This window comes from Microbacterium sp. MYb72 (assembly GCF_002979415.1).
GTDB lineage: Bacteria > Actinomycetota > Actinomycetes > Actinomycetales > Microbacteriaceae > Microbacterium > Microbacterium natoriense.
On record NZ_PCOT01000057.1, the window covers coordinates 1 to 8,856 of the forward strand.

At 65.3% G+C, this 8,856-nt stretch carries 3 protein-coding genes; all 3 read left to right on the forward strand.

The window, feature by feature from the left end; all coding sequences use genetic code 11:
* Positions 1-1,392 (forward strand): LamG domain-containing protein (locus CQ047_RS18390; RefSeq protein ID WP_146114402.1); only part of this gene is annotated, 1,392 nt, incomplete at its 5' end.
* 14 nt (positions 1,393-1,406) lie between these two features.
* On the forward strand, positions 1,407-7,661 hold the full coding sequence (locus tag CQ047_RS18395; RefSeq protein WP_146114403.1) for an RHS repeat domain-containing protein: 6,255 nt from the start codon (positions 1,407-1,409) through the stop codon (positions 7,659-7,661).
* Positions 7,662-8,443: 782 nt separating this feature from the next.
* Positions 8,444-8,845, forward strand: coding sequence for a hypothetical protein (locus CQ047_RS18400; protein WP_105677484.1), 402 nt, complete (start codon positions 8,444-8,446; stop codon positions 8,843-8,845).
* Positions 8,846-8,856 lie beyond the last annotated feature (11 nt).

Genomic DNA, 8,856 nt, shown 5'->3' on the forward strand with positions numbered 1-8,856 from the left:
GGGACCGCCGCCGCACCGGCGATGCTCGGCCAGAAGGACGTCACGGTGCAGGTCACCCAGACCGATCCCGACGGCGGCAACGTCGACACGAACTTCCACCTCATGAAGGCCTCCAACCTCAATGCCGCGATTCAGGATCGGCCGAGCGGTGTGCTCGCGCAGGGCACGAGATCCGTGACCTTCACCAACCTCACCGATGGCGAGACCTATGCCTGGCGGGCCTGGGGCAGTGACCATCGTATGGACAGCGCCGGCCCCAGTTCCTGGTGTTATTTCACGGTGGATACGACGAAGCCTGCGGTGCCGACCGTGACGGCGGCGCCCGGTTCGACGTACACCGTTGGTCAGCCTGTGGCATTGTCGGCGACGGGGGCGACCGATGTCGCCGGCTATGTGAGCTGGATCACTCCGACGCGGCTCACGACCCCGGCCCCTTCGGTCCCTGTGGAGGGAACCGTCAGTGTGGCATCGGCTCTTCCGAATTGTGGCGCTGGCGTCGGATCGACCGTGCGCTGGACGTGTGCGAGCGGATCGACGCCTGCAGCGATGACCGTTGCACCCATCGACTCCTTGTCAACGCTCTGGGTCTCGGCGTATGACAGGGCGGGCAACCAGAGCGCAGCCAAGGGCTTCCCGCTGTACCCGAACGGCAACGATACGACGCCAGCGGCTTCTGTGAACGTCGATGCCGGGCACGCCTGGCAGCTGTCGTCGATGACGACCCCGCTTCCGGAGACGATTCCCGATTCCAACCCGTGGATCGGGGCGAATGGCATCGACCTCCTGATTCCCGAGACCAGTTCGCGGACATCGACGGACCTCCCGGATCCGCCGCTCGAATCGCCTGTGCTCTCCACCGCGGGGGGAACCGCGTTCGAGGTGAGCACGATGACAGCTCCGGTCAACGCCATGAACAGCTTCACGTTCAGCGTCTGGCTGAAGGGCGGGTACAACGGCCTCAACGGCGCATCGCAGAAGATCGTGATGCAAGGAGGCGGTATGACCGGCAGCATTCAGCTTCAGGTCACTCCGGCCGGCGTGTACGCCTTCTGCGTCGGCGACTACAACGTGACCTCCGCAAGCACCGACAGAGCGAGCAACTGCGCCACAGGCTCCTCCATGTCCCACCAGTGGCAGCTCGTCACAGGAGTGTGGGATGCGGTGAACCAGCAGCTACGGCTACATGTGGGCAACGCCATGAATCCTGTGGCGGTGAACGGACATGTCGTGGGTGCCGGTGACCGTTCGGCGACGGGCCCACTGGTGTTCGGCCCAGCGCCGATGACGGGGCGGTGGGAGGGCCTGTTCACCAATCCGGTGATGGTTCCCGGTGTCATCGATCACATTCAGCTCGAGCGACTCGCGGCGTTCGAACTCCCGTTCTCCGATTGACCGAGAGGCTCATCATGTCGCATTCGATCCGACGCCGGATGGCATCCGTCGCCACCGTGATGGTGCTCGCCTCCGGTGTGCTGGTCTCCGCACCTGGTATGGCGGTCGCGGCATCGACGCCGACCGTTCCGATCGTGGATCTCGGCGATCCCGTACCCGGTGCACCGCTCGGCGAGGTGGGTGCGGGAGACGATACGGGGTCATCGACGAACGCGGCGACCCCAGAGGCGCCCGTGCTGCCGAAGCTCGACAGCACGGAGGTGGCGCTCACTCCCTCCGACGCCGTCGGGGTGACCACGGAGGGTGAGAAGAAGAGCACCTCGGCGACGGTCGTCGGTGAGTGGAGCGCTCTCGCCGAGACCGGCATCGAGCTCGCGCCCGCGGGGGAGAAGCCGGAGAAGAAGGACGAGAAGAAGGAAGAGAAGGACGAGGATGCCGTGCCGCCGGCATCCGTCACCGTCGACGTCCTCGACGAGAAGGCTGCAGGCAAGAAGGGGTTCGAGGGACTCGTCGTCTCGATGTCTCAGGCGGACGCTCCCGAGAGCGGAGCGCCGGTTGCGGTGAGGCTGCCGGAGGCTCTGCTGGCCGGTGCGTTCGGCGCCGACGTCGCGAGCCGTACCGAGTGGGTGCAGGTGCCTGCGTCTACCAAACCGGAGGACATCGCTGCGAAGGCCGTGCCCGTGGCGACCGCACGCACCGACGAGGGACTCGTGCTCACCCCGATGGTGTCGCGTGAGCCTATGCTGCTGGCTGCCGTGTCGGGCGCGAGCTCGGCGAACGGAACCGGTTCCTACGCGGCGACTCCGCTGAAGTCCTCGTCCTCGTGGGACGTCGCGGAGCAGACCGGTGCATTCACCTGGTCGTACGACATGGCGGTGCCCTCTCCCGCCGCGGGGCCTGCGCCGAAGGTCGGGCTCTCCTACAACTCCCAGTCCGTCGACGGACTGACGGCATCGACGAACAACCAGCCCTCCGCCGTCGGTGAAGGCTGGGATCTCTCGGCATCCGGCTTCATCGAGCGCAGTTACATCCCGTGCGCGAAGGACGACGGGGCGAGCGGCGCGGTGACGACCTCCGGCGACCTCTGCTGGCGGACCGACAACGCCACGGTGTCGATGGCCGGGCACTCCGGAGCGCTCATCAAGGACTCGACGTCCGGCGCCTGGCGTCTGCAGAACGACGACGGCACCCGCTTCGAGCACCTCGTGGGCACCGCGCAGGGCTGTGCCGCGAACGGCACGGTGAACTCCGACTGCTGGCGCATGACGACATCCGACGGCACCCAGTACTACTTCGGTCTCAACCAGCTGCCCGGCTGGTCGTCGGGCAAGGCGACGACGAACTCCACCTGGACCGTTCCCGTGTTCGGCAACGACGTCGGAGAGCCGTGCCACGCGGCGTCCTTCGCAGCCTCCTCGTGCTCGCAGGCGTGGCGCTGGAACCTCGACTACATCGTCGACGTGCACGGCAACGCGCAGACGCTCTACTACACGGCCGAGACGAACAAGTACGCCAAGGGCGGCTCGGGGGCGACCGCCTACCAGCGCGGCGGCGCACTGGCGCGCATCGAGTACGGCCTGCGCGCTGCGGACGTGTACGCGTCGAAGGCGGCCGGCTACCGCGTGCTCTTCACCTACGACGCGAAGGGCCGCTGCAACGACGCCTCCGGCGTGAACTGCACGACGGCGGCGCTCGACAGCGCGGTCATGCCGTCGCAGCCGACGGCCTACCCCGATGTGCCGTTCGACCAGCTCTGCACGGGCGCATCCTGCAGCGGCTCGCAGATCGCTCCGTCGTTCTTCACCAACGCGAGCCTCACCAAGGTCGAGTCGCAGGCGAAGGTGTCGGGCGAGTACTCGACGGTGGACTCGTGGGCGCTCTCGCACTCGTACCCCGACCCGGGTGACGGCACCTCGGCCGCTCTCTGGCTCACGCAGGTCCAGCGCACCGGAACGGCCGCAGGGCAGGCGGCCATCGTCGAGCCGGCGACCGTGTTCTCCGGCGTGACGCTGCAGAACCGCGTGTGGGTCGTCGACGGCCTCGCGCCTCTCGACAAGTGGCGGCTCAGCTCGATCAAGACCAGCCTCGGCGCCGTCATCAGCGTCAACTACCAGGCCGCGCAGTGCACAGCGGCGCAGGCCTCCGGCATCCTCGCCGACCTGCCCAACAACACTCGCTGGTGCTTCCCCGAGTGGTGGGTGCCGCAGTCGACGATCCCGTTGGGCGGTCGCCAGGACCTGTTCCACAAGTACCCCGTGTCGTCGATCCAGGTGGATCCCAAGACTGGCGGCCCCCTGAGCAAGGTGCAGCAGACCCAGTACTTCTACGGCACGCCGCGCTGGCGCTACAACGACTCCCCGCTCACCATCGCGAACTCGCGCACCTGGAACGTGTTCGCCGGCGTCGACACGGTCGAGGTCCGCGAGGGCGATCCCGCGGCGCCCGCCGCGCAGAAGGTGTCGAAGTACACCTACTACCAGGGCATGAACGGCGACAGGGCCACTGCGAGCGGCGGTGCGAAGACCGTGAACGTCGTGGGGACCAGCATCCCCGACGACCAGTGGTTCGCCGGTCAGCTCTACCGGCAGCAGACGCTCAACGGCGTCGGCGGCGCGGTCGTCACCGACCAGACGAGCACCCCGTGGGCGTCAGGTGTGACCTCCAACGACGGTGCGCGCCAGGCGCGGTTGACGGGCGTGCAGAAGACGATCGTCACCGAGCCGCTCTCGACCGGCGGGAACCGCACGCTCGAGACGCGCACGACCTTCGACAGCACCTACGGGTACCCCCTGACCGTGTCGACGATCCCGTCCGATGCGACGGGCAAGTGCGTCACGACCACCTATGCACCGGCGAACACCTCGGCCTGGATCGTCGGTCTGCCCAGCGAGGTGCGCACGGTCAACGCGACCTGTGCCGACCTCGGCGGTGCGCAGTTCCCGCGCGACCTGGTCAGCGACGTCAAGACGACCTACGACGGCCTCGCCTGGAACGCGGCGGCGACCAAGGGACTCGCCACGTCGACGCAGGTCGTCGATGCCTACGCCGGCGGTGCGCCGCACTGGGTGACGGCGGGGTCGGTGACCTACGACGCTCTCGGCCGCCCGCTGGCGAAGACGGATGCTCTGGGGCGCACCAGCTCGACCGCGTACACCCCGGCGGCGACCCAGCCGCTGCTGAGCACCGTCGACACCAACACGGCCCCGTTCTCGTGGCAGACCACGACCACCTACGAGCCGACCACGGGAACGAAGTCGAAGGTGGTCGACCCCAACGGCGCGACCACCACGTTGACCGTCGATGGTCTGGGGCGCACGACGGGCGTATGGCTGCCGCTGCAGACGCAGGCCGCGAACCCGGCAGCGCCGTCGCTCGCCTTCTCTTACACGCTGTCCCAGACCGCGCCCAACGCCATCAAGACCAGCACGTTGACCGGAGGCGGCATTGTCGAGAAGTTCGAGCTGTTCGACGGTCTGGCGCGCGCGACGCAGACGCAGTCTCTCGCGAGCGGCGGCGGAACAGTGGTCAAGACGACGAACTACGACGACCAGGGTCGTGTGTACTTCGTCGACAACGACTACTGGACCACGTCGATCACCCCGGGAACGGCGTTCTTCACGCCGACCACGGAGAACAACATCCCGTCACAGGTGATCACCGCCTACGACGCGGTCGGCCGCGCCCTCACCTCGACGCTCAACACGACGGGAACGGTGCACTCTCAGACGATCACGGCCTACCCCGGTGCGGATCGCGTCGACAGCACGCCCCCGGCGGGAGGAACCGCGACGAGCACCTACACGAACTCGCTCGGGCAGAAGATGAAGCTCGTGCAGTATCTCACCGGCGCCATCAGTGGCACCGGCCAGACGACGAGCTTCGCTTACGACGGAGCCGGCCGCATGACGAAGATGACCGACCCGGCCGGCAACGACTGGACGTGGAGCTTCGACCTGCTCGGCAACCGGACGGGTCAAGACGACGCCGACTCCGGGGTCTCGACCGCCACGTACGACCTGGTCGGCAACATGACATCGACCACGGATGCCCGCGGCACGACCGTCACGACCACGTACGACGAGCTCAACCGGAAGAAGGCCACCTATGCGGGCACGGCATCCGGCTCGATGCTCTCGTCGTGGACGTACGACACCGTGAAGAAGGGTCTGGTCACGACGTCGACCGCGTACACGGGGTCGACTCCCGGCAGCCCGGGTCTCGGCTACGCGACCACGGTGGGTTCGTACGACGCGGCGGGCAACCCGCTCGACTCGACGCTCTCCGTGCCGACCGGAGCCCCGGCGTTCGGAGGCACGAGCTACAAGACGACGTTCTACTACAACGTCGATTCGTCGCCGCAGGCCAAGCAGACGCCGGCGATGGGTGGACTGCCGTCGGAGCTCATCCGCTACAGCTATGACGCGTGGGGTCGCCTCAGCGGCGTGCGCGGGTCGTCGATCATCCTCGGGAGCACGATCTACACGCCGATCGGACAGCTGTCGCAGTTCAACCGCATCAACGGCTCGTCATCCACTGCGTACTCGACATATGCCTACGATCAGGCGACTGGCGCCCTGACGACCATTCAAGACCTCGCAGTGTTCGGAGGTGTCGGGCACAGCGTCGCTGATCGCTTCTACACGAGGGATGCCGTGGGCAACGTCACATCCGTGACGGCGAACTCCGTGCTGCCGACGGCGGGCACGCAGAAGGTCTGCTACACCTACGACGGGCTGCGTCAGCTGACGAGGGCGTGGACGCCGAACGCGGCGACCACCTGCGCGGCCGCACCGTCATCGGCGTCGATGGGCGGGCTGGAGCCGTACTGGCACGAGTACACCTACGACACGAAGACGGGCAACCGGACGTCGCTGGTGAAGCGCTCGACGACGGGCGTCGTGTCGACGGCCGCGTACACCTATCCCGCGGCGGGGGCGGATCGTCCGCATGCGGTGGGCACGGTGACGGGGCCGGCGTCGATGGGGCCGGGGTCGTACGCGTACGATGCGGCGGGCAATATGACGTCGCGGCCGGGGCAGACGATCACGTTCAACGAGGTCGGGAAGGTCTCGAAGATTGTGGCGGGGTCGGTGACGCAGGACATGGTGTACAACGTCGATGGCAGCATCCTGTTGCGTTCGAGCACGGTGGAGGGGTCGACGCTGTTCGTGGGAGACACGGTGTTGACGCAGGCTCCGGGCTCTTCGGTGATCTCGGGGTCGCGGACGTACAGTGGAGCAGAGGGCAAGCCGATCGCGGAGAGGTCGGCGAAGACCGGCACGACGGGGACGACCATGACGTGGTTGTTCTCGAATTTGGAGGGCACGGTGGATACGCAGACGGTCGCGAACAGCACGGGTGCGACCACCCGGATGCTGCGTGATCCGTATGGTGCGCCGATCGGGTCGTCGGGGGTGTGGGGTTCGGGTACCGGGTACATGAACAAGCCGGTGACGGCATCCACGGGTCTGACGACGGTGGGTGCGCGGACGTACGATCCGGTGCTGGGCAAGTTCCTCTCCGTCGATCCCGTGATCGACACGAACCTGCCCCAACAGAACACCGGGTACACCTACTCCGGCAACAACCCCACCACGAACTCCGACCCGACTGGGCTGAAGTTCCAGATCGATTGCCCGTCGTGCAAGGGTGGCGTCTTGAAGACGAAGAACTCGTACTCCCCACCTACGATCAAGCCAGGAGCGTCGTCACAAGTCGTGATTCGGCGGCTTCCCATGGCGGATTCCAACCAGAAGCCGAAATTCACAGAATGGCCTGGCGCCGGGACGCTGTACCTGCAGAGCAAGAGCACGTCGACCGCATGGCAGGGTAGCCCTTCTGGTCAGACGAAGCCTGAAACGCGGTCACCGTGGGCACCTCGAGGTGGCGGATACATCGAGATCAACCCCAAATGGCATATGCCGGAGCCGGAGGCTGGCTGGTCGGCCGGCGTATGCTTCCTGCTCTGCGTTGAATATCAGCGTGGAATTCGTGGCAGCCAAGCCGTAACCGTGTCTGCCGGGTTGCGAATCGAAGCTTCTGCGGGCGTTGGTGTATCCGCCGAAGACTCCGATGGCTTAGTTTCTCCCTTCGTGGTCGGAACCTGTTCCGCTGAGGCCGGAGTAGGGGCGACTGCAAGCTTCGGTCTCGGGCTAGTGCATGACCCGTATTATTCAAAAGACGGCTGGGGGCTAGCAGGTACGAGTTCTGGAGGGGTGAGATTCGGCGGCGGCGGCGGATGTTCCCTTGGCGTTCAATTTCCATTTTGAATACGAGGATAAATGTTTCCTGAGATTGTCATAGGCCCGATACTGATTACCTTCGGCGTATTAATGATAGTTCGGCGGCGCAAGATTGAAGATATCGTGCATAAGGGTCTTGAAATGACGCACGGAGATCCGGTGGCGGATATGTTGTCATCCGGAAAGCGGGCACGAGCTGGGTATGCGATAGGTGGCGCCTTGGCAATTGTTATGGGGGCAGTCGAGATAGTTTTGGCATTCATCCACTGAGGCATGATGTAAGACGTGGGCGGGGGAGTATCTTTGTGTCGAGCACGGCGGAGGGCAGGCCCGATCACCCAGTGGGTAGCCAGCGGGTGACCCTCGATCGGATGCCGGTTTAGTCTCAAGACCAACGCGGATGCCAACTTGAGTTGATTCAGAATTGCATTGCAAACGGGGTACCACGGTCGGCGATGCGTTCCTCACTAACGACGTCAGCAAGGCAGAAGCTCTGGACGGGTCTGCGGCATCAGAGGCTTTGCTCTCATGAGTCGAGGCATGCTTCGCAGTGGGCAGCCTACGGAAAACATCTTGTATCCGGTTCTCTATTCGGGTGAGATGCTCAAGTCGTGGGCTTCCACGGGAACGTACGGTTGCGCGAACTGGTTTGAGTTCGACGCGGGGCTCCAAGAAGGTAGATATAGGTCATGCTGACCAGATCTGCGCGAAGGCTCGTCATCGCCGGGGTCGTGCTGTCCTCTGTACTGGTCACAACAGGGTGCGTGGGCGGGCTCCCTTTCCCCTCTCGCCCCGCTCTCCATGAACCGGTGAGTATCACTGTTGTGGGCGATCGGATCTCGTGGGTCCAATGCCTCGGCCGCGACCTCACGGTGAACTACGTCTCGACTCGGCTCCGCGAGCAGTCCGGTGCGGAACGAGAGTGGGCTCTCTACACTGCCGAGGGAGATCCTGATGAGCTGATCGAGATTCCTTCGGGGGTCCCGGTCAACCTCGCTGAGAGCTTCAAGGGCCTGCCAGTGCTTCACGAGAATGACATCGCCGTATCCAAAGTAGATGGACCGGTCACCGTGTACCTTCGACTTCTCGGCCCGGAGGATGGAGTGGAGATGGCTTTTAGGAGCATCGATACCACATCACTCGTCGAGGGCAAGTACATCTACTACTCCGGCGAGATGAGCGACGAGCCTTGCGGAATGGAGCGGGAATGAGCCCACCCACC